We start from the raw sequence: 26,581 nt of genomic DNA on the forward strand, positions 1-26,581 counted from the left end.
TTTATGGCAGGCGTCAGAGTTGCGGACCGGCTTTGACCAGGGCCGCCCCTGCAGGCGTGTCGGTATATTTATCGAAGTTGTCGATAAAGCGTTGAGCCAGGTCACGGGCTTTGCTTTCCCATCCTGCTTCATCAGCATAGGTATTACGCGGGTCCAGAATGTGGCTGTCCACGCCCGGGAGTGAGGCAGGCATTTCAAGGTTGAAAAGCGGGAGCGTCACCGTTTCCGCCTCTGATAAATCGTCATTGAGGATGGCATTAATAATCGCCCGCGTATCCTTGATTGAGATGCGCTTGCCGCTGCCGTTCCAGCCGGTATTGACCAGATAAGCTTCAGTGCCTGCCGCTTCCATTCGTTTAACCAGAACCTCAGCATACTGCGTCGGGTGCAGGGTCAGGAAAGCGGCACCAAAACAGGCTGAAAAGGTCGGTGTGGGTTCGGTAACGCCCCGCTCAGTGCCAGCCAGTTTGGCGGTAAAGCCGGAAAGAAAGTGATACTGCGTTTGATCCGGAGTCAGACGGGAAACCGGTGGCAGCACGCCAAAAGCATCAGCGGTCAGGAAGATGACCTTACGCGCATGGCCCGCTTTAGACACCGGCTTAACGATATTGTCGATATGCTCAATCGGGTAAGAAACGCGGGTGTTTTCGGTTTTGCTGCCGTCATCATAATCTACCGTTCCGTCGGCACGCACCACCACGTTTTCCAGCAATGCATTGCGACGGATAGCGTGGTAAATTTCCGGTTCAGCCTGCTCAGAAAGCTTGATGGTTTTGGCGTAGCAACCCCCTTCGAAATTAAACACGCCGTCATCATCCCAGCCATGCTCATCATCACCGATTAACTGACGTTGCGGATCGGTAGAGAGCGTGGTTTTTCCAGTGCCGGAGAGGCCAAAGAAGGCCGCCACGTCGCCATTCTTACCGACGTTAGCCGAGCAGTGCATTGCCGCAATGCCCCGCAACGGAAGCAGGTAATTCATGATGGCGAACAAACCTTTTTTCATTTCGCCGCCGTACCAGGTTCCACCTATCAGCTGAATACGTTCGGTCAGATTGAAGGCCACAAAGTTTTCGGAGTGCAGACCCTGCTGTTGCCAGTTTGGGTTAGTGCATTTGGCTCCGTTCATCACCACAAAATCCGGGACAAAGCTTGCCAGCGACTCTTCATCAGGACGGATAAACATATTTTTAACGAAATGGGCCTGCCAGGCGACTTCGGTGATAAAGCGCACGCAGAGGCGGGTATCCGGGTTTGCACCGCACCAGGCATCCACCACAAACAGACGTTTTGCAGAGAGTTGTCGGGTTACCTGAGACTTAAGTGCCTGCCAGGTTTCCACTGAAAGGGGCTGATTATCGTTCTTGCCTTTGCCCTGATCGTTCCACCACAGCGTGTCGCGGGTAGTCTCATCACGGACAATATATTTATCTTTGGGTGAGCGCCCGGTAAAAATGCCGGTATCAACGGCGATAGCGCCGGATTTCGTCTCAATGCCGCGTTCATAGCCGGTCAGTCCCGGCCGGGTTTCTTCTTTATACAGCGTGTCATAATCCGGATTATGAACGATCTCAACCGTATCCGTGATGCCATAAGCGACGAGGTCCTGCGGGGTCAAATCACGCATGTTACTGCTCCTTAATCGGCTCTTTGCTGCCACGTAGTGTAGGGTAATGGAAGACCATTAACCGTGACGATCCGCATATCCGTCATGGTGCGGAAATCACGATCGCGCGCAGTGTACACGTGTGAGAAGTCAGCGAAAGGCATAAGCCGTAGAAATGAGAGGCGACGCGTAAAGAGATTGGGAAGTATGGCCAGACCGGTTAAGGCCTGACCATTGGGCGATCAGTGAAGCTGGTCGTTACTGGTTGCGGAGCCCGTGCGGATGGCCGCAATATCTACCGCGTCATAGATATAGTGACTGCCACAGTAGTCACAATGCATATCAATTTTGCCATCTTCAGCCAGGATCTGATCCACTTCTTCCTCCGGCAGCGTCACCAGAACTTCCCCACAGCGCTCATGCGAGCAGGTGCAGCGGAAACAGACTTCCTGCGGATCGTAAAGGGTCACTTCTTCCTGATGGTAGAGGCGCCACAGGACGTCGTGGGCTGGCAGGCCAAGCAGCTCTTCTGTCTTGATCGTTTCTGTCAGTGTAGCCAGATGGCTGAAGTCGTCCGGACTGGCATCCTGAGCCGGGAGCACCTGCAACAGGATCCCACCAGCACCCGGTACACCTTCGGTTTCACCGGTACGGATAAACAAACGGGTTGGCAACTGCTCTGAACGCATGAAGTAATCTTCCAGGCATTCCGCCAGCGTTTCACCTTCCAGCCCGACCACGCCCTGATAGCGCTCACCTTCGGCAGGAGAGATGGTGATCACCAGATAGCCATTGCCTACCATCTCTTTCAGGGTGCTTTCAGGGGCAATGTCACCCTGCATGCGGGCCACACCGCGCATCTCCTGGCGGTTGTTACCGTTAATCACTGCCAGGTTCAACGGACCATCACCCTGCAACTGCACGGTAATATCGCCATCGAACTTCAGCGTAGCGGTCAGCAGGCTGGTGGCAACCAGCAGTTCCCCAAGTACTTTTTGTACCGGCAGCGGATAGTCGTGGCCGCTGATGATTTCGCGCCAGGTGTCAGAAACAGTCACCAGTTCGCCACGCACGGCGTAGTTTTCGAACAGGTAGCGATGCAGTTGGTCTTGATGAGCCATAATTCTCTCTCTTTTAGGCGGGTTACTCTTCGCCAGAATTTTTAAATTTCATTAAGTCCCGTCGCTCTTTTTTGTCAGGGCGGCGGTCAGGATGTGGCATCGTCAGCGCGTTCATCTTTCGCGCCTGTGCCATCTTTTCCCGTTTCTCAATACTTTGTGCCGTTTCCGTGTACAACTGTTGTGCTTCCACGGCTGGACGGCGCTGGTCGCTGATGGCCTGGATAATGACCGTGCGCTCATCGTTGCCCTGGCGCAGGGTCAGTTCTGCATTGAGTTCAACGATTTTTCCAGGTTTGCTGCGCTGACCGTTGTAGTGAACTTTGCCACCCTCAATCATCTCGCGCGCGGCAGAGCGGGTTTTATAGAAGCGAGCGGCCCACAGCCACTTATCGAGCCGAACCGCCTCTGCGGATTTCTCTTTCATCGCTGCTCCTTGGTGGGAATACCCCTATGTGTGGGTGAAATACTGGAATTCAAGGCGCTTCGCCACAGGATAATCAGGGGGCAGGCAGGGAGACCACTGGCCTTGTCAGCCTTAAAAATAGCATAAAAACTGACAGGCTCAGAATAAAGGGCGGATGCTCTGGGTAGTGCTCAGCGAGGGGTTGAAGCACTTATCATAATAGTTCTGAATGGCCTGAATACGCAGGCGATTACGGTGGATGCGCTTCAGCGCTAACAGGCTGTTAAAGATAAAGCTCAGGCTGACAATCAGCAGCAGCAGACTGGTGCCCAGATAACGCCACAGCGTCAGCGTATCCGGCGCACTGTGCAGGGCGATATGGTGCGTCCCGTTAGCATCAACGCTGATATTGGTCACTATGCCGTTGGCGGTGAACGGCGTGTGTAGCAGCATGCCAGCCAGCCGTTGCAACTCAGGCCACTGATCCGGCGCATTATAATCAAACAGGGAAACAGCCGGAGCCTGCTGATTCACCAGCTGGCGTCCCTCATCACTCAGGATCAGGAAACCGCCCGGCGGTGGGCTGTTCAGAGCTTCCGCAGCGCGCCTTGTTTCACGATAGAAGAAAGAGGAGGTGGCGGTGTTCACCAGATTTTCCAGCGCTTCTGCGCTCACCGGGCGCAACAGCACGTTCATGCCATTCAGCGCGCCTGAATCGGCACGGCGCACCAGCGCTTCCCAGTCTTTAGCATTGCCCAGATTGACCAGCGCATTCTTGAGTCTGACGCAATCCTGCTCCTGGCTGCAAAGCTCCTGCGTTCTCAGGACGATGTCGGAGAAATCATCCAGCAGGATCATCCCCGATTTCTGAATCGCCGTAGCCAGTTGAGGATTGAGCTTGGGATCGGTGCTGGTCTGCGGATGAAGCTGCTGGCTGGTAGTGCTTAACAGCGCAGTAGCTTTATCAATAATATCAGACTGCGGCTGGGGCAGGGGAGCGGCATTATTCCAGTACACCGCTGAACAGTCGAACGGCATAAAAGCATATGAGCGATTGCCCTGATAGGTGGCGGGGATGGAACACATACCCTCACCCTTTACTTTCAGACTGTCACCTACGTGCAGCGGCATTTTTTCAAGATCGTTCACTGACTGCACCTGAACGCTTTCCGTGCCTTTCAGCCAGGCCATACTCAGTTTCAGTGGCATGCTTAACGGGATCCACGCAATCAGCAAAACCAGCACCAGCAGTGAACCTGCAGCCAGCACCAGATTTTTTTCCAGCGCTGGACAGGGAAATTACGCACTTCATCCTGCAGGGAAAGGTAACGGCCCTGACGGACAACCTGACGATTCAGGTAGATATCCACTTCGGTGGGCTGTCCCAGATCGTGGGAAACGTAGGGTTGCCAGTGAGGAGGATAAATCAGATCGATAATGCCCAGGGAGATATTGCTGACCTGCCCCTGGTTGGATTCGCCAAAAAGACCCCAGCGTTTTGGCGCACCACGCAGGCAATGAATTTCGCGCAGTGATTTATTGCCCGGAGGGCGATAGAGGAACCAGCAGCTGACCACAATCATGGCGGTAGCCGCCAGGATCAGCCAGGGCATCAGCAGTTCAGGGCCGACCAGGCTGATAAAGATCAGCAGGAAAGCAAGGCCAATAGCTGTCGCTTCCCGTGTGCCATCAGGACGGCTGAGCGCATACTCTTCAGCTGTTTCCTTACGTACGCTGACCAGCTCAATGTTTTCGCTCTCTTCTTTCCTGATCGAGGCATTCTGCGACACGGGGCGAACGACCGGAGCCAGAGCGGGCTGCTCATAAACATAGTTCACCAGCGAATGGCCGTTGAGCGAAATGACCAGGGGGATCGTTTGCGTTTTAATCAGCTCAACAAAATTTTCATCCGCGATGTATTGCTCCCATAACGGCGGCAAATGGACTTCCACCGCATCCAGGTAATAACGCCATTTGTGGGGTTCATCAGTGGAAAGGCCGTAGCGCGTAATGGAGCGGGTGACAGGATAGACGTTGCTGCTTTGTGAGGTCAGAACCAGCGGGTCGGCAGATCTGTTTATACCTCCGGGCAATGTGGCTTCCCGGTGTTTTTCCAGCAGGCTGAGATAGCGCTCTACGGCTTTACGCTCGTCGTCGCTAAGTTTACGAAAAGGGGGACTTATAAATGGCAGTGGTTTCGCCAACGGCGGGCGATGCCGCATAGCGTACCAAAAGAAACAACCCGCCCCAATCGAGCAGGTCAGCATCACAGCCAATATAATGACTATTGTGCTCATGCTTCCCTCATTCCTGCCACGATGCTCCCGTCGTTATTATGTTGATACCCGGCCATGCTCATATCGTTATCGACATTGTGGCGGGTTTAGACGGCTCTGGCAATCCGCTGTGCATACAAAAATAGCGCGCAAAATCATAAAATTAGATTATTAGTATATGAATCCCTTTCCGAATGTTATCAAGCAAAATGGGATGTCAGTATCGGCATATTCCTATTTTTTATGGCCCTGATTGACATTACTTAAAACTTTTAATGCTGAACCGGACGGAATTGTTATAACGGCGTAAAAATAAACCATGCGATGATTGGCATCCCCTGCTGGGTACCGCACAATGGGGTAACGACGGCCAGCGTGCCGCGACTTACGGGCTGTGATGCTCATTTTTTTGGCTTTTTTCCTGGGGCCGCCATGACCAGACAACTGCAGAAACCCACCATTCTTAACGTTGAAACCGTGGCGCGTTCACGCCTTTTTACCGTTGAGGCCGTAGACCTGGCATTCAGTAATGGTGCCCGGCGGGTCTACGAACGAATGAAACCCTCAGATCGTGAGGCGGTAATGATCGTGCCAATAATCGATAACCACATTGTGCTGATTCAGGAGTACGCGGTAGGGCTTGAAAGTTATGAACTGGGTTTTCCTAAAGGATTGATCGATCCTGGCGAATCGCCGTTTGAAGCCGCCAACCGCGAACTCAAGGAAGAGGTAGGATTTGGGGCTGAAAAGCTCGAAACTCTGGCTAAGCTGACGATGGCACCCTCCTATTTTTCCAGCAAAATGAACATCGTCGTAGCGGAAAACCTCTATGCGGAGCAGCTGGAAGGGGATGAACCTGAGCCGTTACCTCAGTTACGCTGGCCGCTGGATAATCTGCTGGGGTTGTTAGAGGAGCCGGATTTCCGTGAGGCGCGTAACGTCAGTGCGCTGTTTCTGGTACGCGAATGGCTGGTGAAACAAGGCCGCCTGAGCTATTAAAAAAGCGGGCCTGAGCCCGCCTTGATAATTTAAGGGGACGCATCGCCTGCCGGTGCGTCCCTTTTTGTTACTGTGAATAATCAGAACAGTTCGTGGCTCTCACCGTTATCCATCAGCGTAGTCCCCACGTCATGAACGGAATATTCAGTAGGCTGGGTGCCATTGATGAAGTATTCCTGACGGGTATTGCCACCGCCATTAGCCAGCTTGCCAGTGTTACGATCGATAGTGACGGTCACCACACCTTCTGGCGGCGTCAGCGGTTGTACCGGTACGCCATCCAGCGCGGCCTTCATATACTCATCCCAGGCTGGCTGAGCACTTTTAGCGCCGCCCTCATACCCTGAGATCTGATCTTTGATGGCACCAGATGCGGTGGTTCGCCCTAAATCACGACGATGATCGTCAAAGCCAATCCAGACTGAGGTCACCACACCGGGGCCATAGCCAGAGAACCAGGCATCTTTCGAGCTGTTGGTGGTGCCTGTTTTACCGCCAATATCATTACGGCCTAAATCGCGGCCAGCGCGCCAGCCGGTTCCCATCCAGCCGGGCTCGCCAAAGATGTTGGTGTTCATTGCGCTTTTAATCAGGAACGAAAGCGGCGTATTGATCACATGCGGAGCGTACTGCTGCTCGCCACCCTGCTGCGAAACCTGCCCAAGCTGAGGCTGCGGTACGGCTGTTTTGTCGCCTTCCTGCGAGACGGCAACGTTTTCCACGCTGTCTTCACTCAGGGCAACCGCTTTTTTGGTGTCGCCGTAAATCACCGGCAAATTGCAATCGGGGCAGGCAATCCTGGGTTTCTCTTCGAACAGCGTATTGCCCTGTTCATCTTGAATTTTGCTGATGAAGTAAGGATCAACCAGGAATCCGCCGTTGGCCATCACTGAATAGCCACGCACCATTTGCAATGGAGTAAAGGAGGCGGAACCCAGTGCCAGCGATTCGGTATGCACAATGTTCTGCGCAGGGAAACCAAAGCGTTGTAAATATTCTGCCGCGTAATCGACGCCCATGGCACGCATAGCCCGGACCATGACCACGTTCTTTGACTGTCCCAGCCCCTGGCGCAGACGGATTGGGCCATCATAGGTTGGCGGGGAGTTTTTAGGACGCCAGTCGGAACCGGCACCCGCATCCCAGCGCGAAATGGGCACATCGTTAAGGATGGAAGCCAGCGTCAGACCGCGATCCATTGCTGCCGTGTACAGGAAAGGTTTGATATTGGAACCTACCTGACGCAGAGCCTGAGTAGCGCGGTTGAATTTGCTCTGATTAAAGTCAAATCCACCCACCAGAGCACGAACTGCGCCGTTTTGAGGATCCAACGAAACCAGTGAAGAGTTTACGTCAGGCACTTGTCCCAGCCACCAGTCTGTCCCCACCTGGCGGACCCAAATCTGCTGACCAGGCTGCACAACTTCGGTCACAGATTTTGGCGTTCTACCCTGTGCGGTATCGGACTTGTAGGGACGAGCCCAGCGCATGCCAGCGAGATTCAGTGTGACGCTGGTTCCGTCACGCATAGTCGCTGTGGCTTCTTCACTGTTGGCTTCGGTAATCACCGCCGGGAACAGCGGGCCATACACCGGCAGCGCCTTCAGACTCTTCAGGATTTCAGTGCGACCCCACGGATTCTGGCCCACTTTCCACAGCACGGCAGACGGCCCACGGTAGCCGTGACGCATGTCGTAGTTCATCACATTGTCCTGCACCGACTTCTGGGCAGCCAGTTGCAGCTTACGGGTGATGGTGGTGGTGACTTTGAAACCGTCGTTATAGGCGTTATCCCCGTAACGTTTCACCATCTGCTGGCGAACCATTTCCGTCAGATAAGGGGCGGAGAAGGCGATTTCAGGGGCATGATAGTTCGCTTCAAGCGGTGCATTGCGCGCTTCTTCATACTGCGACTGAGAGATGTAATTCTGATCAAGCATACGGCCCAGCACCACGTTACGGCGCATAACGGCCCGTTCGTGGGAATAGAGCGGATTAAAAGTTGAGGGTGCTTTAGGCAGACCGGCAATCATTGCCATTTCGCTCAGCGAAAGCTGATCGACATTTTTGCCGAAGTAAACCTGAGCGGCGGCACCCACACCATAGGCACGGTAGCCGAGGTAAATTTTGTTCAGGTAGAGCTCAAGGATCTCATCTTTACTCATCATCTGCTCGATGCGGATAGCAAGAAAAGCTTCCTTGATCTTACGCATCAGCGTGCGTTCCGGGCTGAGGAAGAAGTTACGCGCCAGCTGCTGGGTAATGGTGCTGGCACCCTGCGAAGCATGACCGGAAACCAGCGCGATGCTGGCAGCACGGAAGATCCCGATAGGATCAACGCCGTGGTGCTCGTAGAAACGGCTGTCTTCAGTGGCAATAAACGCTTTTACCATCTCAGGCGGGATCTGCGGCAGCTTAAGCGGGATACGGCGTTTCTCACCATACTGAGCAATCAGCTCATTATCGGCACTGTACACCTGCATAGGCGTCTGAAGACGCACATCTTTCAGCGTGGCTACGTCTGGCAGCTGGGGTTCTATGTATTTGTATAAACCATAGACCGAGCCGGCTCCCAGCAAAATGCAACACACTGCAAGGATCAAAAAATACTTTACGAACTTCACCTGATATTTTCCATTCTGAGTCGATTGGGCAGTTTATAAACAATCGCGCGGTAGTATAAAGGCTAGCCAGAAGCTTGGATACGTCCTTTTGATGACTGACGATATGGAGATCGCGCTAAATGGCATTTCAGACATGGCAAGTAGGCCTGGATATTCAGAATGGGCAACTTTGTGCCCTTGGCATCCAGCGCCGTCGTAACGGCTGGCAACTTCGCCACTGGTGGCAACATGCGTTGCCGCAAGATACGTTAGTTAACGGGCTGCTGCAACGTCCCGAGCCGGTGATCGCACTCCTGCAACGCTGGCGCAGGCAGCTGCCTTACCGTATCTCACTGCGCGTGGGTTTTCCTCCTCAGCTGGTTCTGCAACGGCAGGTTGAGCTTCCGGGAACCCAGTTACGCGAGCCTGAGCGTAGCAGGTACATCACCGCAGCGGCGAGGCGATTTTTCCCAATTGAGCCCGAGACGCTGGCGCTGGACTACCGCGAAGGCGCTCAGGAGGCCAGGGCGCTCTACATTACGGCCGCAAAGCGTGATGTTCTTGCCAGCTGGATGGACTGCCTCGAACAGGCAAGGCTGAAACCTGAAGTGCTGGAACTGACGCCTGCCGCCTTGTTTGCCCTCTCAACATCGCTCTCCCTCGATCCTTCCGCGGCGATGGTACACCGGTTGCAGGATCACTGGCTGTGGTATTCGGCCCTGCCTGCCCGGCCTGAATGGGGCTGGTGCTCCCTTCAGGATGCCCCAGATTTCTCCACGCTACGGCAAAAGCAGCTGCCTGACTTTAACGCCTTCTATTACAGCTCACAGCTGAAGGAGCCTCTGCCGAAATCGGCACAGTGGCTCGATCCCTTTGCAGCCTTTGCCCTGAGGCAACCCCCGCTGCCAGGGCTGTCCGGGGCTTTTACCCTGGCTGCAGGGTTAGCATTGCGTCCGGGGGATGCCTGATGGTGTGGGTCAATTTGCTGCCCTGGCGGCGGCGGCAGAGACGAAAGGCATGCCAGCGCTGGTCTGTTGTCCTGATGCTACTGGCATTAACGCTGATGGTGGCTGGCTTACCCACGCTGGGGCAACAGAAGCTGAACCGACTTAATGAAAAAGGGATCCGGCAGCGGCAGGGGCTTGACCACCAGCTTGAAAAACAGCTTCAGCAGGTCACTCTGTCAGACAGGGAAAGAGAGGCTCTCAAACAGCAACTGATAGAACGGCAGAGGAGACAGCAAGGACTCGTCCGGTGGTCCTCTTTTCTGTCCGGCCTGGTAAAGGCGATGCCTGAAACGCTCTGGTTGAGCAGCATCAGTAAAAGCGCCAGTACTTTGACGCTGGCGGGTTTTTGCAAGGGGGTGGGCGATCTGGACGCGTTCAGCCTGCAACTGCGAAAACAGGGGCTGGTCGGGCAGATAACAGCGGGCACGTTAAGCCGGGTTGCTCAGGGCAGAATGGCATTTAATTTATTGATTACGTTAAAACCAGAGGCAGATTTAGATGGATAATTTTATTTCGCGCTGGCTGGGTTTTCCGCTCTGGTTACAGGCTATTTTTCTTTGCCTCCCGGTAGCTGTAATAGTCCTGGTCACATGGTGGCTCTGGTCTTCGCCGGTGTTCCGGCAGTCCACTCTCCTGCAATCTCAGCAGCAGCAGCAGAGCGGCCAGTATCAACAGCGGATTCAGCGTTTGCTGGCGATGAGGTCGTTAGCCAGTCTGAACCATGAGATAGCGCAGCTACGACAGAGCCTGCACCCGGATAAGGTAAAAACCTTCTCCCTGCTGGACATGGCTCAGGCTTCCGGAGGGGAAATCGCGGTCTGGCAACCCGCCGGGCAGGGCGGAAATCTTACGCTGGCCCTTAACTGGCCTCAGGTGCATAGCGTGTTCGACTATTTCGGTTCGCTGCAAACCGGGGTGGAGCTGCCTCATTTTAGCCTGAAACCGGAACAGGCACATTTACGATTCCAGCTGACGCTGGCCCTGAACCATGAGGGCTGAACGGGGGCGCGGGTATCAACAGCCAGTATTGCACTGGTTGTTGCTGTTACTGCTGATAACGGCAGGATGCCGGGCAGAGAAAGATCCTTTTCAGCCTCCCGGGACGGTATGTGAAACAGCGCAGTCTGCCCCGTTCAACTGGCGGCTGAAAGGCATTATTGGGCGGGCTGACGATTACCATGCCTGGCTGACCCCGGAAAAAGGTAAAGGTATGCCACGCAGTCAGGGCCAGCAAATTGATCAACGCTGGCAGTTGATAAAGGTAGAGGCGATGAGCATTACGCTGGCGGATGTGAAGGGTTGTCTTTCACCGCTGAAAAGGAATTTAAAAGGAAGCATTTATGAAAAGGATCTTCTGCCTGTTATGCCTGCTGTACCTGGCGCCACTTCAGGCTAGACAGGGGCCGCTGTCTCTGGCTTTTGACGATGCGCCAGTGGCCCAGGTATTGCAGGCGCTGGCGAACTGGCAGCAACTCAACCTGATGGTTGCGCCGGGAGTGGAAGGGGTACTGTCGCTGAGATTAGAGAGTGTTCCCTGGCAGCAGGCGCTCACGCTGGTTGCCAGAATGGCAAAACTGAGTATCGAAACGGAAGGCAATGTCCTGCTGGTCTGGCCGCAGAGCTGGCAGCAGGAGAAGCAGCGTCAGGAGGAAAATCAGCGGGAAAAAGAGCAGAAAGCCCTGCCGCTGATCGCTGAAGTATTAACGCTTGCTCATGCGGATGCCACCACGGTGAATACCAGCCTGCAGGCCGAAAGGGCAAAATTAATGACCGAAAGAGGCAGTGTGACGGTCGATACCAGAACCAACAGTCTGCTGATCCGGGATACGAGCCCTGCTCTGAAAGCTACCAGCCACTGGATACGCGCGCTGGATGTTCCCCTTGAGCAGATTGAGCTGTCGGCACAAATCGTCACCATCAATGAAGAGAGCCTTAGGGAGTTAGGGGTTCGCTGGGGATTGAGTGGCGATGAGCAGATTACCCATGCGCTTCGCGCCAGCCAGCTTAGCGTTAATCTTCCGGTGACGGATGCCGCTTTATCCGCTGGCTTCACGCTGGCCAGGCTTGACGGGAAATTACTGGACCTGGAACTCAGCGCACTTGAGCAGGAGAACAAGCTGGAGATTATCGCCAGCCCGCGTCTGTTTACCTCCCATCAGCAGGCTGCCAGCATCAAGCAGGGGACAGAAATTCCCTACGAAGTTTCCAGCGGCGGCAACGGGACCACTACCGTCGAATTTAAAGAGGCGGTGCTGGGAATGGAAGTGACGCCAGTGGTGCAACCGAATGGTCGGATTTTGCTGAAACTGCATTTGTCGCAAAACGTTCCCGGCAGAACGATGCGCAGCGGGGAGGGTGAATATCTGGCCATCGACACTCAGGAAATTCAGACCCAGGTGACGCTAAAGGATGGCCAGACGCTGGCACTGGGAGGGATTTTCCAGCGGCAAAACGCCAGCGGACAGCGCAAAGTCCCGCTGCTGGGCGATATCCCGGGCCTGGGAAAGCTGTTTCGTTATGATATTCATGAACAAAAAAGACGAGAATTAGTGATCTTCATCACGCCCCGATTGATCCGTGACGAGTAATGCTTTTTTTAGGCCAAACTGAGAAACCGGAGGTTTTTTTCCGGCATTGAAGCCATATGCGTTTGACGCAAGGGCCGAATTAGCTTACAAGGTTTAGCGATTTTGATTTATGAGCCTTGGTTTGGCTTCAAAGAATACACAGAACCCGTTTTTTATCGTGCGCAACCGGCGTAGCCGATGCAGTGACATCGGGCTGATAAATGAAGCGGACTGAAACGCGCCCTGAGTGCGCAATGGGCAAGGTCAATTTAATCGGTTGCCAAAACACCTTCAGTGTTGAGATAATTTTCATCTGACTCTCGCACTATCGCTCATGAGGTTTCAGTTCATGTCCTGTCCGGTTGGACGGGGTATCATTAACGAATTGTCTTAGTAATACCGAAAAAATGGCAGAGAAACGCAATATCTTTCTGGTTGGGCCTATGGGTGCCGGCAAAAGCACTATTGGGCGTCAGTTAGCTCAGCAACTCAATATGGAATTTTTCGATTCCGATCAAGAAATTGAGCGACGTACCGGAGCGGATGTGGGTTGGGTGTTCGACGTCGAAGGCGAAGAAGGCTTCCGCGATCGCGAAGAAAAAATCATCAATGAACTCACCGAGAAGCAAGGCATAGTGCTGGCTACCGGTGGCGGTTCAGTGAAATCACGCGAAACCCGCAACCGTCTTTCGGCTCGTGGCGTCGTGGTGTATCTGGAAACCACCATCGAGAAACAATTAGCTCGCACGCAGCGTGATAAAAAGCGTCCTCTGTTGCAGGTGGAATCTCCGCCTCGAGAGGTGCTGGAAGCGCTGGCTGCCGAGCGTAATCCGCTCTATGAAGAGATCGCCGACGTGACGATCCGGACCGACGACCAGAGCGCTAAAGTGGTCGCGAACCAGATCATCAACATGTTGGAGAAGAGCTGAACCCAGCTCTGACCGCCTGCGGGCCAAAGTAATAAAAAGGTGATAACGCTTCATGGAGAAGATTACCGTCACTTTGGGGGAACGAAGTTACCCCATTACCATCGCTGCCGGACTGTTTACGGATCCGGCTTCTTTTTGGCCGCTTAAGGCGGGCGATCGTGCCATGCTGGTCACTAACCAGACCCTGGCACCTCTTTACCTGGCACCTGTTCGTCAACTGCTGGAAGGCGCTGGCGTTGAGGTGGACCAGGTTATTCTCCCCGACGGCGAGCAGTATAAAACGCTGGCGGTGATGGATCAGGTCTTTACCGCTCTGCTGGAAAAACCTCACGGTCGTGATACTACCCTGGTCGCTTTAGGCGGTGGGGTTATTGGCGATCTGACCGGTTTTGCCGCCGCAAGTTATCAGCGCGGTGTGCGCTTTATTCAGGTTCCTACCACGCTGCTGTCGCAGGTTGATTCTTCTGTGGGAGGAAAAACCGCTGTCAATCACCCCCTGGGCAAGAACATGATCGGCGCGTTCTATCAGCCTGCTTCGGTGGTCATTGATATCAATTGTCTCAGTACCCTGCCGCCGCGTGAGCTGGCGTCTGGTCTGGCTGAAGTGATCAAGTACGGTATTATTCTGGACGGCGATTTCTTCAGCTGGCTTGAGGATAATCTTGATGCGTTGCTGGCCCTTGACGGGGAAGCGATGGCTTACTGCATTCGCCGCTGTTGCGAGCTGAAAGCAGAGGTTGTTGCCGCCGACGAGCGTGAAATGGGGCAGCGTGCTTTGTTGAACCTTGGTCATACGTATGGCCATGCCATTGAAGCCCATATGGGCTACGGTAACTGGCTCCACGGTGAAGCTGTGGCTGCCGGAATGGTGATGGCAGCCCGGACGGCAGAACGTTCAGGTCAATTTACTGCGCAGGATACTGACAGGATTATCACGTTATTAAAACGTGCAGGCCTGCCGGTAACCGGGCCAGAGAGTATGACTGCGGAAGCATACCTGCCGCATATGATGCGTGATAAGAAAGTGCTGGCCGGTGAACTTCGCCTTGTCCTGCCTCTCGCAATCGGTAAAGCCGAAGTGCGCAGCGGCGTAGCACATGATACGGTACTGGCTGCGATCAACGACTGTCAGCCTGCCTGATACCGTTTCGGCCCAAATGATAGTAATCCGCCGCTCACAGGATGTTGAGGGGCGTTGCTGCTCTACAGTAGGAGGTTGAATGGACGAGTTTAAACCGGAAGACGAGTTGAAACCTGACACCAGTGACCGCCGCCCGCAGCGGTCCCGCAAGACGTCTTCTGCCCCTAAAGTGCCGGTTTCCCGTCAGCATATGATGATGGGTATTGGTATTCTGGTCCTGCTGCTCCTGGTGATTGGTATTGGCTCTGCGCTGAATTCGCCGGACGACAAACCCACCGGCAGTAGTCAAAAATCCGCTGCTCCTTCTGGCGCGGCAAACACTGGCAGCAATAAAGATATCGACCTCTCAGGCTCTTCGTCAATGAGTGGACAGTCTGGCTCACAGCCTGCCCCGGATGCGACAGCGGGTAGCCCGTCTCAGAACAGTAATGGTCCCCAGGAGCTCAGCGCACCGCCTGTTTCCTCCACGCCTACGCAGGCTGAGCCAGTTCAGGCTCCGGCCAGTCAGCAGCGTGTTGAATTGCCCGGTGATTTGAATAATGCGCTGACCAGCCAGCAGGGTCAGGTAGATGCTGCGGCCCAGGGCGCTCAGGATAACGGCAGCACTTTACCTACCGGGCCTGCAACTGTAGCCCCTGGCGGTAATGCTTCGACACCTGCTGAGACGACTTCTCCGGCCAGTCAGCCACGCCAGGCAGCTACGCATAAAAATCAGCCTGCCGTAACGCATAAACCTGCCGCCACTAAGCCGGTAGCGAAAGAGAGCAAGCCGAAAAGCACTGCGTCAACCAGTAGCCATGCTTCTTCGGGAGCCGCAGCAGCGTCCTCTTCAGCGCCGGGTGGAAATTACACGCTGCAGCTGAGCAGTGCGTCAAGGTCAGACACGCTGAACGCCTGGGCTAAGAAACAGAACCTCAGCGGGTATCATGTCTACAAAACGACCCGGAATGGTCAACCCTGGTACGTGCTGATCAGCGGCTCTTATGCCACGCCGGCAGAAGCGAAGCGCGCCGTAGCTTCACTTCCGGCAGACGTCCGGTCGCAAAACCCCTGGGTGAAGCCTGTCAGTCAGGTTAAGAAAGAATCGACTAATTAAGAAGTCAGCTTAAGCCTGATTTAAGATGAAACTGTCAGCCCTCTTCGGAGGGCTTACTATTCAAAGCGCAGATATGCTGTCGGTGTAACCGCAGCCAGAAGAGTAAGTGTAATAAAAACGACGGCATGAAAAAAAATCGCGCTTTTTTGAAATGGGCGGGTGGCAAATACCCGCTGCTTGATGATATCCAGCGTCATCTGCCAGAAGGAGATTGTTTAATCGAACCTTTTGTCGGGGCGGGATCCGTGTTCCTTAATACCCATTTTGCCAGCTACATCCTGGCGGATATCAACAGCGATCTGATTAACCTCTACGGTATTGTCAAAACCCGTGTCGGTGAGTTCGTCACTGATGCCCGCGAGCTGTTCACCAGTGAAAGCAACGACGCGGATTTTTACTACGCCCGTCGCGCTGAATTCAACAGCTGTAAAGATCCTTATCGTCGCGGCCTGCTGTTTTTGTACCTCAATCGCCATTGCTACAATGGACTCTGTCGTTACAATCTCAGCGGCGAGTTTAACGTGCCCTTTGGCCGTTACCGTAAACCCTATTTCCCAGAGGATGAGCTTTACTGGTTCTCTGAGCGGTCACAGAATGCGACCTTTGTCTGTGAATCGTACGATGTTACCCTGAACCGTGCGCCACAAGGGGCCGTCGTCTATTGCGATCCCCCTTATGCCCCGCTGTCAGCAACGGCTAATTTTACGGCTTACCACACTAACAGCTTCAGTCTGCTGCAACAGCAGCATCTGGCCGAACTGGCTCAGAAACTGGCCGTTGAGAACCGTATCCCGGTGCTGATCTCAAATCATGATACGCCTCTGACAAGGGAGTGGTATCAGGCCGCCATGCTGCATCAGATCAAGGCACGGCGTTCAATCAGTCGCAACAGTAACGGACGTAATCAGGTGGATGAACTGCTGGCGTTGTTCGTGAGCAGATAACCCTCAACTGCGGTACGTGCCTGGCGTCAGGCGCGCTTATTGGGAGAAATGGATGAAACAGTTTTTACTAGCCCCATCAATTCTGTCTGCGGATTTTGCCCGTCTGGGTGAAGATACAGCGAAAGCGTTGGCCGCCGGTGGCGATGTCGTGCATTTCGATGTAATGGATAATCACTACGTACCCAATCTGACGATGGGTCCGATGGTGCTTAAGGCGCTACGCGATTATGGCATTACCGCCCCGATTGATGTGCATCTGATGGTCAAACCTGTGGATCGCCTGATCCCGGACTTTGCTAAAGCGGGTGCCAGCTACATTACCTTCCATCCTGAAGCTTCAGAGCACGTTGACCGTTCGCTGCAGTTGATTAAAGAACACGGCTGCAAGGCTGGTCTGGTTTTCAATCCGGCCACCTCGCTGAGCCACCTTGAATATGTGATGGATAAAGTCGATGTCATTCTGTTGATGTCGGTGAACCCAGGCTTTGGCGGGCAATCCTTTATCCCAGGGACGCTGGATAAACTGCGTCAGGCCCGTAAGCTGATTGACGAAAGCGGCTACGACATTCGTCTGGAAGTGGATGGCGGCGTGAAGGTAGAGAATATTGCGGAGATTGCTGCGGCTGGTGCGGATATGTTTGTCGCCGGTTCTGCCATCTTCGGTAAACCCGATTACAAAAAAGTGATCGACGACATGCGCACTGAACTGGAGAAATCTCGCCATGGCTCATTTCACTAAAGTTCGCGCGCTGGCTTTCGATCTGGACGGCACGCTGATTGACAGTGCTCCCGGCTTGACCAGTGCCGTAGATGCGGCGCTGACCTCTCTGAGTCTGCCAGCCGCGGGCATAGAGCGCGTCTCGACCTGGATTGGCAACGGCGCGGATATTTTGATTGAGCGTGCGCTGACCTGGGCACTGGGCCACCAGCCAGGCAGCGACCTGATCCGCGATGCGCGTGTTCTGCTTGATACGCACTACGCAACCACCATAGAAAGCGGCAGCAAGCTGTTCCCCGGTGTGAAAGAGGGGCTGGCTGCTCTGGCGGCTACGGGCTTGCCGATGGCGGTAGTGACGAATAAACCCACGCCTTTCGTCGCGCCGTTGCTCGCTTCACTGGGCATCGCTGATTACTTCTCGCTGATTATCGGTGGCGATGATGTGGTGGCAAAAAAACCGCATCCGGCACCGTTATTCCTCGTACTGGGCAAGTTTGGCCTGCTACAGGAAGAGCTGGTATTCGTGGGCGACTCCCGGAATGATATTCTTGCTGCCAGGGCGGCAGGGTGCCCCAGCATTGGCATGACTTTCGGCTACAACTACGGTGAGCCGATTGCTGCCAGTCAGCCCACTCTGGTGCTGGACCATTTTAACGATTTGTTGCCCGCCTTAGGGCTGTAATTATCAGGACGAAAAAACATGAGCAAACCCATCGTATTTAGCGGCGCACAGCCATCCGGCGAACTGACCATCGGTAACTATTTGGGTGCGCTGCGTCAGTGGGTAAATATGCAGGATGACTACCACTGCATTTACTGTATTGTCGATTTACATGCGATTACCGTCCGTCAGGACCCAACCGCGCTGCGTAAAGCCACGCTGGATACGCTGGCGCTTTATCTGGCCTGCGGTATCGATCCTGAAAAGAGCACCATTTTTGTTCAGTCTCACGTCCCTGAACACACCCAGCTGAGCTGGATCCTGAACTGCTACACCTATTTCGGCGAGCTGAGCCGTATGACCCAGTTCAAAGATAAATCAGCCCGTTATGAGGAGAACATCAATGCCGGTCTGTTTGACTATCCGGTACTGATGGCTGCCGATATTCTGCTGTACCAGACTACTCAGGTTCCGGTAGGCGAAGATCAGAAACAGCATCTGGAGCTGAGCCGTGATGTGGCGGCACGCTTTAACGCGCTGTATGGCGAGGTGTTCAAAGTCCCTGAGCCGTTTATCCCGAAATCTGGCGCGCGCGTGATGTCCCTGCTGGAGCCGACGAAGAAGATGTCCAAGTCTGACGATAACCGCAATAACGTTATCGGCCTGCTGGAAGATCCTAAGTCAGTGGTGAAGAAGATCAAACGTGCCATGACTGATGGCGATGAGCCACCCGTTGTGCGTTACGACGTTAAAAAGAAGGCTGGGGTTTCTAACCTGCTGGATATTCTCGCTGGCGTGACCGGTGAGAGCATTGCAGAGTTGGAACAGAAGTTTGAAGGCCAGATGTATGGTCATCTGAAAGGGGCGGTTGCTGAAGCTGTTTCTGGCATGCTCACAGACCTGCAGGCGCGTTACAGCCATTTCCGTAATGATGAAGCCCTGCTTGAGCAGATCATGCGTGATGGTGCGACCAAAGCCCGTGCACAGGCTCAGGAAACGTTGAAGAAAGTCTATGAAGCCGTGGGCTTTGTTGCTCAACCCTGATTAGCGACACAGTCAGAAGCAGGAATACCTGCTTCTGACTCATCATCGAAACCCTGTCGCCCTCCGGTACCCTCCATTCATCAGGCAACACCCCTTCAGGCCTGTACATCTCCCGATTAATTTTAAAACCAGCGAAGCTTTTCTCTCAGAGCAACCACCCGTCCGACAATAATCAGCGAAGGACTTTCAACTTCTGCCGCCAGGCGGGCCAACTGATGTAATTCCCCGGTCACCACGCGTTGCTGCACCGACGTTCCTCTTTCCACCAAGGCTACCGGCATATCCGCTGCCATGCCGTGATCGGACAGCTGCTTCTGAATCTCAGCCGCCTGCGACAGCCCCATATAGAACACCAGCGTTTGCTGTTCTGCTGCCAGATTTTTCCAGTCCAGTGCCCCTTCACTCTGCACATGACCGGTTACCAGCCGGACGCTTTGCGCATAATCGCGATGGGTCAGGGGAATGCCGCTGTAGGCTGAACAGCCGGAAGCCGCAGTGATACCGGGGACCACAGAAAAAGGAATATCCGCGCCCAGCAATGCTTCCAGCTCTTCAGCACCCCGCCCGAAAATAAAGGGATCGCCGCCTTTAAGGCGGACCACGCGTTTACCCTGACTGGCCTGTTCAAGCAGCAACTGGTTGATGGACTGCTGGGGCACGCAGTGATGTCCCGCCCGTTTGCCAACGAAGATACGCTCTGCATCGCGCCGTACCAGCTCCATAACTTCATCAGAAACCAGCCGGTCATAGACCACCACATCAGCCTGCTGAATTTGCTGAAGGCCTTTCAGCGTCAGTAAGCCGGCATCCCCCGGACCCGCGCCGACCAGCACCACTTCGCCTTTATCTGCCAGCGGTGCCCGAAACAGCGCTTCCGTCAGCTGTTCAACCCGGGCGGTCTGATTGTTGGCCAGCGACTGTGCCAGGCGATCGTGATGGAAAACTTTCTCCCAAAAAAGTCGCCTTTGCCCCATTTCAGCAAAGTGGTTTTTGACCCGCTGACGAAGCGACCCGGCGTAGGCCGCAATTTTACCGAGATGCTGAGGCAGTAACGCCTCAATTTTTTCTCTTAGCAGCCTCGCCATCACTGGCGCCCGGCCACCGCTGGAGATCGCCACCATCAGCGGGGAGCGATCAACAACAGAAGGCATGATCACGCTGGCCTGCTCTGGTGCATCCACCAGATTGCAAAATACCTGCCTTGCTTCCGCGCAGGCGCTGACCTGCTGATTCACTTTGTCGTCATCTGTTGCCGCAATCACCAGCCAGCAGCCCTCAAGCATCTCTGCTGTAAACGACCGATCGAGCAGGGTAACTTCTCCGGCCTGCTGCCAGAGATGGAACTGGGACGAGAAATGGGTTGAACAGACTCGCAGGTCTGCACCCGCCTTCAGGAGAAGACGGGCTTTGCGCTCTGCCACCTCGCCACCTCCCACCAGCAGGCAGGCTCTGTTACGAAGCTGGCAGAACAGGGGAAGATAATCCATACGGGGTTCACCACTCACAGAAAAAAAGGGCCGCAGAAGGGCGGCCAGGAAGGATTTTATCAGTCAATCCACGCTCAGACAGCTATCTCTATCATTCCGTCACAGACGCGGATGGGATAGCTGGTGACCGAACGGCTTTCATCTTCCATACAAAGCCCATCCTGCAAGCGAAAACGCTGTTTTTTCAGCGGGCTGGCGACCCATAAAGCCTGCTGATGCTCTGCTATCAGGCCACGGGAAAGCACGCTTGCCTGGGCAAAGGGATCGATATTGCTGAGCGCAAAAACAGTGTCGTCAGCGTAAGGGCGAAATACCGCAACCTGCTGATTGTTCACCAGCGCACAAACGCCGGTGGCGGGGATAATGCTCTCCAGAGAACAGACCGGATACCAGTGACTCATGATTGTTCCTCCAGCACGACAACAGAAATACGTTCATCCGGGCGGGCAGGACGATGCTGTTCACGTTCGGCAACCACCTGTACCAGCGGGTCACGCTGTGAATCATTGATAAAGTGAGCAAAGCGGGCATGCTGGCGCGGATCCCCGACGGTCTCTTTCCATTCACAGATAAACTGTTCACGAAGCCGGCCCAGTTCCGTTTCCAGTTGGGTATTGATCTTCAGCTTGTCGTTGACGATCACCTGTTTGAGATAGTCGATGCCGCCTTCAAGGCTCTCCAGCCACAGCGAGGTGCGCTGCAATTTATCCGCAGTGCGGATGTAGAACATCATAAAGCGGTCCAGGTAACGAATCAGCGTCTCCCGATCCAGATCGGCTGCCAGTAAATCTGCATGGCGCGGCTTCATACCGCCGTTGCCCGCGACGTAAAGATTCCAGCCTTTTTCTGTGGCGATGATGCCCACATCTTTGCCCTGAGCTTCCGCGCATTCACGGGTACAGCCGGAGACGCCAAATTTCATCTTGTGCGGAGTGCGAATGCCCTTGTAGCGATTTTCCAGCTCGACCCCAAGGCTGACGCTGTCCCCGACGCCAAAACGGCACCAGCTACTGCCCACGCAGGTTTTTGCCATACGCAACGCTTTGGCATACGCATGACCTGTTTCAAAACCAGCGGCAATCAGCTGTGACCAGATAGCGGGCAGATCGTCTTTCTGCGCACCAAACAGCCCGATACGCTGTGAGCCGGTGATTTTGGTATAGAGGTTATAGCGTCGGCCAATCTCTCCAATGGCTACCAGGCCCTCAGGAGTGATTTCGCCGCCGGCAGAGCGGGGGATCACTGAATAGGTGCCATCTTTCTGAATATTGCCGAGGAAGAGATCGTTACTGTCCTGCAGTGACGTGTGCTGGGGCTTAAGAACATATTCGTTCCAGCAGGATGCCAGCAGGGAGCCGACGGTAGGTTTGCAGACTTCGCAGCCATACCCTTTACCGTATTTCTCAAGCAGCTGCTCAAAGGTTTTAATCTCTTCCACGCGGATCAGATGATAAAGCTCCTGACGTGAATAACTGAAGTGTTCACAAAGGTGATGATTAACTTCAATGCCCTGGCGGCTGAGTTCAGCATTCAGTACCTGGGTCATCAGCGGCACACATCCTCCGCAACCGGTGCCTGCTTTGGTTTCGGCTTTCAGCGCTGCTACGGTATGGCATCCGGCCTGGATCGCACTGACCAGGTCGCCTTTGGTGACGTCAAAGCAGGAACAAATCTGCGCCGTGTCGGGCAGAGACTCCACCCCAATCGCCGGTTTGCTGCCCGCATGAGCTGGCAGAATAAGGGCATCCGGGTTGTCGGGCAGTTCGATGGCATTCAGCATCAGCTGGAGCAGGTTGCCAAAGTCGCTGGTATCCCCTACAAGCACGGCCCCCAGCAGGGTTTTGTTATCAGCACTGACCACCAGACGCTTGTAGATTTCTTTGCTTTCGTCGAGGTATACGTAACTTCTGGCGCCCTGGGTACGGCCATGCGCATCGCCAATGCCGCCCACGTCCACGCCCAGCAGCTTGAGTTTGGCGCTCATGTCCGCGCCGGAGAAAGCATTGTCATTGCCAAGCAGACGATCGCAGGTGACCTGCGCCATTTTATAGCCCGGCGCGACAAGCCCGTAAATCCGGTTCTGCCAGGCAGCACATTCGCCAATGGCATAAATATCGGTATCGGCGGTCTGGCAATGGTCATCAATCAGCACGCCGCCGCGTGGACCCACGGGCAGCTCGCTCTGCCTGGCCAGTTTGTCCTGGGGACGAATCCCGGTGGAGAAGACGATAAAGTCGATCTCCAGTTCGCTGCCATCGGCAAACTGCATGGTTTTGCCACCTGCCGGGCGGTCGATAATTTTTCGGGTGTTTTTACTGGTGTGGACTTTCACGCCCATACGCTCAATCTTCTGACGCAGCTGATCGCCCCCCATAGGGTCGAGCTGTTCAGCCATCAACACCGGAGCAAATTCCACCACATGGGTTTCAATGCCCAGATTTTTCAGCGCGCCGGCCGCTTCCAGACCCAGCAATCCGCCGCCCACAACCGCACCGCGTTTGCTGCGGCGTGCGCAGGCTTCAATCGCATTGAGGTCCTCAATGGTGCGATAGACGAAGCAGTCCTGACCGCTGGCGCCTTCAATTGGAGGGACCCAGGGATATGAACCTGTGGCGATCACCAGCTTGTCGTAATGCACTGCACGTCCGGTACTGGAGTGGATGACTTTTTCACGGCGGTTAAGCGTAATGGCCCGCTCACCAATCAGCACTTCAACATGGTTTTTTTGATAGAAGTCGTTACGGACCAGCGACAGTTCTTCAGCGGTATGATGGGAGAAATAAGCGGAGAGGTGGACACGGTCATAGGCCACGCGGGGTTCTTCGCAGAAAACGGTGATGGCAAACTGGCCGGGCGCGGCTTTTTCAACCAGTTCTTCAATCAGGCGGTGGCCTACCATGCCGTTGCCAATAATGACGAGTCGGGTGCTCATTTTTGCCTCACAATGCAATTTATTATCGCTACAATACCGCGCAGGCATGTGCACTTATTGATGTACATCAATCCGCTTTTTAAATACTCCTTTATGAGTAGGTCGCTGATTTAACGCCTTTTTCTGTAAGTCCCGGAAAATACGACAGTTAAACTGAATCGTATCAGCTACGGGTTTGGTGCCTTGCGTACAGCCTGTAAAAACAATGCTATGGTAAATGACAGACCAACGACCTTCAGGAGCGTTTGCATGCAGGCTGGTAATGTGAAATGGATAAATCATCTTCGTTTGCCCTGGCGTGAAGGGCTGTGGCAAATCGAAATCAACGACGGCAGGATTGCCCGAATCTCACCTCAGACCCAATCCCGGCCCACCACGGACTCGCTGGATGCGGAAGGCGGCCTGGCTTTTCCACCGTTCATTGAACCTCATATCCATCTTGATACCACCCAGACCGCCGGTGAACCCGCCTGGAATGAGTCCGGTACGCTGTTTGAAGGCATTGAGCGCTGGGCAGAGCGCAAGGCGTTGCTGAGCCATGAAGATGTTAAGCAGCGGGCAAAGCAGACGCTTAAATGGCAGATTGCCAACGGCATTCAGCATGTGCGTACCCATATCGACGTGTCAGATCCCACACTGACGGCGCTTAAAGCGATGCTGGAAGTGAAAGCAGAGATGGCACCCTGGGTGGATATTCAGCTGGTGGCTTTCCCACAGGAGGGCATCCTCTCTTATCCGGACGGTGAAGCCCTGCTGGAAGAGGCATTGAAGCTGGGGGCAGATGTGGTGGGGGCGATCCCACATTTCGAGTTCACGCGCGAATATGGCGTGGAGTCCCTGCATAAAACCTTCGCGCTGGCGCAAAAATACCAGCGGATGGTGGATGTGCACTGCGATGAGATTGATGATGAGCAGTCCAGGTTTGTTGAAACGGTAGCGGCCCTGGCGCTGCGCGAGAAAATGGGCGAGCGGGTGACGGCCAGCCATACCACCGCCATGCACTCCTATAACGGGGCTTATACCTCGCGCCTGTTCAGACTTCTGAAGCTTTCTGGCATTAACTTTGTCGCTAATCCGCTGGTCAATATCCATCTGCAAGGCCGTTTTGACACCTATCCAAAGCGCCGGGGGATCACCAGGGTCAAAGAGATGCTTGAAGCGGATATTAATGTCTGCTTTGGTCACGATGACGTGTTTGATCCCTGGTACCCGTTGGGAACGGCGAACATGTTGCAGGTTCTGCATATGGGGCTGCACGTCTGTCAGCTGATGGGGTATGGGCAGATCGACGCCGGTATTAACCTGATTACCCATAACAGTGCCCGGACACTGCAACTTAAGGATTACGGCATTCAAACCGGGAACAGTGCCAACCTGATTATTCTGCCTGCTGAAAACGGCTTTGATGCTCTCCGGCGTCAGGTTCCGGTGCGGTACTCAATCCGCCAGGGGAGGGTGATAGCCGAAACGCAGCCGGCAGAAACGCTGATCCACTTACAGGAAAGTGAGAAGGTAGATTTTAAAAGGTAATTTTCCGTGCTCTGTACAGAGCCATGAAGAAATAAAAAAGGCCGGTGTTCCCGGCCTTTTTATGTTTAGTGCGAAGACATATGTCCCGGCAATTTGTGTTTGCTGACGAAGCCCAGCAGCAGACACATCACAAAGACGACCGCATAGAGGCCGTTAGCCGTCATCAGCGCTGCGTGGGCACCTCCTTTTTCCACAATCGGCCCGGTGACCACAAAGGTCAGCATGGTGCCTACCGTGCCGCAGGTCAGGATAAAGTTCACCAGCTTCGGTGAAGAGACTTTGGTCTGCAGAGAGCCCAGGGTGATGATAGTGGTGTAGATAGCGCTGGAGCCAAAGCCCAGACCGATCATAATCCACTTCAGCATTGAGGCGTCAGGAGTGGAGACAAACCAGTACATCATCGCCGTTGCCAGCAGGGCCAGCAGGGTAAGAATACGTTGAGGATCGAAGAAGCGCAGGATGGCGCTGAAGGCCCACATGCCGATCATATAGGATGTCCAGAAGTTGCCTACCAGCCCACCGGCCTGGCTGATATCCATCCCCATGGTTTTGGTGGCATACAGCGGCACCCAGCCGATAAAGCCAAGCTGTCCAAGGATGTAGCACAGGGCAGCGATCGACAGGAACAGCACGCCGACACCCCATTTTTCTTTTTCTCCGGCTGGTTGATTTGGCGCTTTCTTGCCCAGAACCGGGAACTCAAAGCACAGTGCCAGCACGAAGATAGCCACATAGATCACACCGATGCAGGCATAAACCCAATACCATGGCAGGGAGCGCGCGAGGATAGCGGCGGCAATAATCGGAAAGACAGTTCCTGCCATGCTGAAGAAGGAGTCGGTAAACAGCAGGCGCGAACCGCGCTGACGCCCCTGGTACAGATGAGTGATCAGGAAGGTACCAATCGACATGGTGATGCCGCTGACCACGCCCAGTACGAACATACACAGCGAGAAGACGTTCAGGTTATGGCTGGTCATCAGCCCCAGCACCGCAAGCACCATCAGCACGAATCCGAATACCAGCTGACGCTTCAGAGGAATAATTTCCATCAGCCAGGCATTCAGGAACACCGCAACCAGAATACCGGCATTCAGAAAGGTAAAGGTGTTGCTCATTTGAGCGACGGGTAACTGAAAATACTCAGCAATATTTTCCAGTACCATACCGGTGACGATTACTACCGCGCCGGTAAGCGCATATGAGAAGAAACTGATCCAGGTAAGCCCGATGCGATCGCGATTAGTCATAGTTGAGGCCTGTGAGTAAAAGGGAACGTGGCGCAGGAAGGCCACGGTAACCCGCAGGAGTGTAACGATATTCGTGATCGGCTTAAACGAATAATGAAACATTTAATTTCATTTTCATGAATTTCGTGACTTAAGTCACTGTTTATCGGGGTCCGCAAGCGATTGCCTGCCGCAGTTCGCGAGTAAATAAAAGTAAAACGCTGGCGCGTTGTTAAGCGCCTCTTTACAATCATTTTTATTGTTCAGGCTCACAGCCCTTAGTAAGGA

General features: G+C 54.2%; 22 protein-coding genes and 1 pseudogene. 14 read left to right on the forward strand and 9 right to left on the reverse strand.

Annotation, left to right across the window (positions count from 1 at the left end; translation table 11 throughout):
* Positions 1-13 precede the first annotated feature (13 nt).
* From pckA to VRC33_RS01675, 4 genes and pseudogenes are all read right to left on the reverse strand, one after another.
* Complete coding sequence (gene pckA, locus VRC33_RS01660) at positions 14-1,627, reverse strand: phosphoenolpyruvate carboxykinase (ATP) (protein ID WP_338560205.1); 1,614 nt, start codon at positions 1,625-1,627, stop codon at positions 14-16.
* Positions 1,628-1,848: 221 nt separating this feature from the next.
* Positions 1,849-2,727 carry an Hsp33 family molecular chaperone HslO gene (hslO, locus tag VRC33_RS01665; protein ID WP_338560207.1) on the reverse strand — a complete coding sequence of 293 codons (879 nt, stop codon included), beginning with the start codon at positions 2,725-2,727 and terminating at the stop codon, positions 1,849-1,851.
* Between the two features lie 22 nt (positions 2,728-2,749).
* Positions 2,750-3,151 (reverse strand): ribosome-associated heat shock protein Hsp15, encoded by a 402-nt coding sequence (hslR, locus tag VRC33_RS01670; RefSeq protein WP_338560209.1) that lies wholly within the window; start codon positions 3,149-3,151, stop codon positions 2,750-2,752.
* Between the two features lie 138 nt (positions 3,152-3,289).
* Positions 3,290-5,427, reverse strand: a pseudogene (locus VRC33_RS01675) (intracellular growth attenuator family protein).
* A 411-nt stretch (positions 5,428-5,838) separates the two neighbouring features.
* Here VRC33_RS01675 and nudE point away from each other — a divergent pair.
* Positions 5,839-6,405 carry an ADP compounds hydrolase NudE gene (gene nudE, locus VRC33_RS01680; protein ID WP_338560211.1) on the forward strand — a complete coding sequence of 189 codons (567 nt, stop codon included), beginning with the start codon at positions 5,839-5,841 and terminating at the stop codon, positions 6,403-6,405.
* A gap of 80 nt (positions 6,406-6,485) precedes the next feature.
* Here nudE and mrcA read toward each other — a convergent pair whose 3' ends face one another.
* A complete protein-coding gene (gene mrcA, locus VRC33_RS01685) occupies positions 6,486-9,029 on the reverse strand; it encodes a peptidoglycan glycosyltransferase/peptidoglycan DD-transpeptidase MrcA (protein WP_338560213.1) in 2,544 nt (847 codons plus the stop codon).
* Positions 9,030-9,148: 119 nt separating this feature from the next.
* Between mrcA and pilM the strand changes: the two genes are divergently transcribed.
* From pilM to trpS, 12 genes are all read left to right on the forward strand, one after another.
* A complete protein-coding gene (gene pilM, locus VRC33_RS01690; RefSeq protein ID WP_338560215.1) occupies positions 9,149-9,976 on the forward strand; it encodes a pilus assembly protein PilM in 828 nt (275 codons plus the stop codon).
* Complete coding sequence (locus VRC33_RS01695; protein ID WP_338560217.1) at positions 9,976-10,521, forward strand: PilN domain-containing protein; 546 nt, start codon at positions 9,976-9,978, stop codon at positions 10,519-10,521. The genes pilM and VRC33_RS01695 overlap by 1 nt, the downstream gene beginning before the upstream one ends.
* Positions 10,514-11,014: a hypothetical protein gene (locus VRC33_RS01700; RefSeq protein WP_338560219.1), complete on the forward strand. Its 501-nt coding sequence runs from the start codon at positions 10,514-10,516 to the stop codon at positions 11,012-11,014. The genes VRC33_RS01695 and VRC33_RS01700 overlap by 8 nt, the downstream gene beginning before the upstream one ends.
* A complete protein-coding gene (locus VRC33_RS01705; RefSeq protein WP_338560221.1) occupies positions 11,004-11,411 on the forward strand; it encodes a HofP DNA utilization family protein in 408 nt (135 codons plus the stop codon). Before VRC33_RS01700 ends, VRC33_RS01705 begins: the two co-directional genes overlap by 11 nt.
* On the forward strand, positions 11,356-12,603 hold the full coding sequence (hofQ, locus tag VRC33_RS01710; protein WP_338560223.1) for a DNA uptake porin HofQ: 1,248 nt from the start codon (positions 11,356-11,358) through the stop codon (positions 12,601-12,603). Before VRC33_RS01705 ends, hofQ begins: the two co-directional genes overlap by 56 nt.
* Before the next feature lie 386 nt (positions 12,604-12,989).
* Positions 12,990-13,511, forward strand: coding sequence for a shikimate kinase AroK (aroK, locus tag VRC33_RS01715; RefSeq protein WP_041692146.1), 522 nt, complete (start codon positions 12,990-12,992; stop codon positions 13,509-13,511).
* Positions 13,512-13,563: 52 nt separating this feature from the next.
* A complete protein-coding gene (gene aroB / locus VRC33_RS01720; RefSeq protein WP_338560225.1) occupies positions 13,564-14,652 on the forward strand; it encodes a 3-dehydroquinate synthase in 1,089 nt (362 codons plus the stop codon).
* 79 nt (positions 14,653-14,731) lie between these two features.
* Complete coding sequence (locus VRC33_RS01725) at positions 14,732-15,748, forward strand: SPOR domain-containing protein (RefSeq protein ID WP_338560227.1); 1,017 nt, start codon at positions 14,732-14,734, stop codon at positions 15,746-15,748.
* 125 nt (positions 15,749-15,873) lie between these two features.
* On the forward strand, positions 15,874-16,692 hold the full coding sequence (gene dam, locus VRC33_RS01730) for an adenine-specific DNA-methyltransferase (protein WP_338564660.1): 819 nt from the start codon (positions 15,874-15,876) through the stop codon (positions 16,690-16,692).
* Positions 16,693-16,744: 52 nt separating this feature from the next.
* Positions 16,745-17,431 carry a ribulose-phosphate 3-epimerase gene (gene rpe / locus VRC33_RS01735; protein WP_338560231.1) on the forward strand — a complete coding sequence of 229 codons (687 nt, stop codon included), beginning with the start codon at positions 16,745-16,747 and terminating at the stop codon, positions 17,429-17,431.
* Positions 17,415-18,092 carry a phosphoglycolate phosphatase gene (locus VRC33_RS01740; protein ID WP_338560234.1) on the forward strand — a complete coding sequence of 226 codons (678 nt, stop codon included), beginning with the start codon at positions 17,415-17,417 and terminating at the stop codon, positions 18,090-18,092. Before rpe ends, VRC33_RS01740 begins: the two co-directional genes overlap by 17 nt.
* Before the next feature lie 18 nt (positions 18,093-18,110).
* Positions 18,111-19,115 (forward strand): tryptophan--tRNA ligase, encoded by a 1,005-nt coding sequence (gene trpS, locus VRC33_RS01745; protein ID WP_338560237.1) that lies wholly within the window; start codon positions 18,111-18,113, stop codon positions 19,113-19,115.
* Positions 19,116-19,237: 122 nt separating this feature from the next.
* Here trpS and cysG read toward each other — a convergent pair whose 3' ends face one another.
* The 3 genes from cysG to nirB all read right to left on the reverse strand — a co-directional run bounded on the left by cysG (position 19,238) and on the right by nirB (position 23,534).
* Positions 19,238-20,602, reverse strand: coding sequence for a siroheme synthase CysG (gene cysG / locus VRC33_RS01750; RefSeq protein WP_338560239.1), 1,365 nt, complete (start codon positions 20,600-20,602; stop codon positions 19,238-19,240).
* A 74-nt stretch (positions 20,603-20,676) separates the two neighbouring features.
* Positions 20,677-21,003 carry a nitrite reductase small subunit NirD gene (nirD, locus tag VRC33_RS01755; protein WP_338560242.1) on the reverse strand — a complete coding sequence of 109 codons (327 nt, stop codon included), beginning with the start codon at positions 21,001-21,003 and terminating at the stop codon, positions 20,677-20,679.
* Positions 21,000-23,534, reverse strand: coding sequence for a nitrite reductase large subunit NirB (nirB, locus tag VRC33_RS01760; protein ID WP_338560244.1), 2,535 nt, complete (start codon positions 23,532-23,534; stop codon positions 21,000-21,002). Before nirB ends, nirD begins: the two co-directional genes overlap by 4 nt.
* 249 nt (positions 23,535-23,783) lie before the next feature.
* On the opposite strand from nirB, the gene VRC33_RS01765 reads away from it, so the two are divergent.
* Positions 23,784-25,064 carry a cytosine deaminase gene (locus VRC33_RS01765; RefSeq protein WP_338560246.1) on the forward strand — a complete coding sequence of 427 codons (1,281 nt, stop codon included), beginning with the start codon at positions 23,784-23,786 and terminating at the stop codon, positions 25,062-25,064.
* 65 nt (positions 25,065-25,129) lie between these two features.
* Here VRC33_RS01765 and tsgA read toward each other — a convergent pair whose 3' ends face one another.
* Positions 25,130-26,314: an MFS transporter TsgA gene (tsgA, locus tag VRC33_RS01770; RefSeq protein WP_338560248.1), complete on the reverse strand. Its 1,185-nt coding sequence runs from the start codon at positions 26,312-26,314 to the stop codon at positions 25,130-25,132.
* Between the last annotated feature and the right edge of the window lie 267 nt (positions 26,315-26,581).

This window comes from Erwinia sp. E_sp_B01_1, assembly GCF_036865545.1.
GTDB lineage: Bacteria > Pseudomonadota > Gammaproteobacteria > Enterobacterales > Enterobacteriaceae > Erwinia.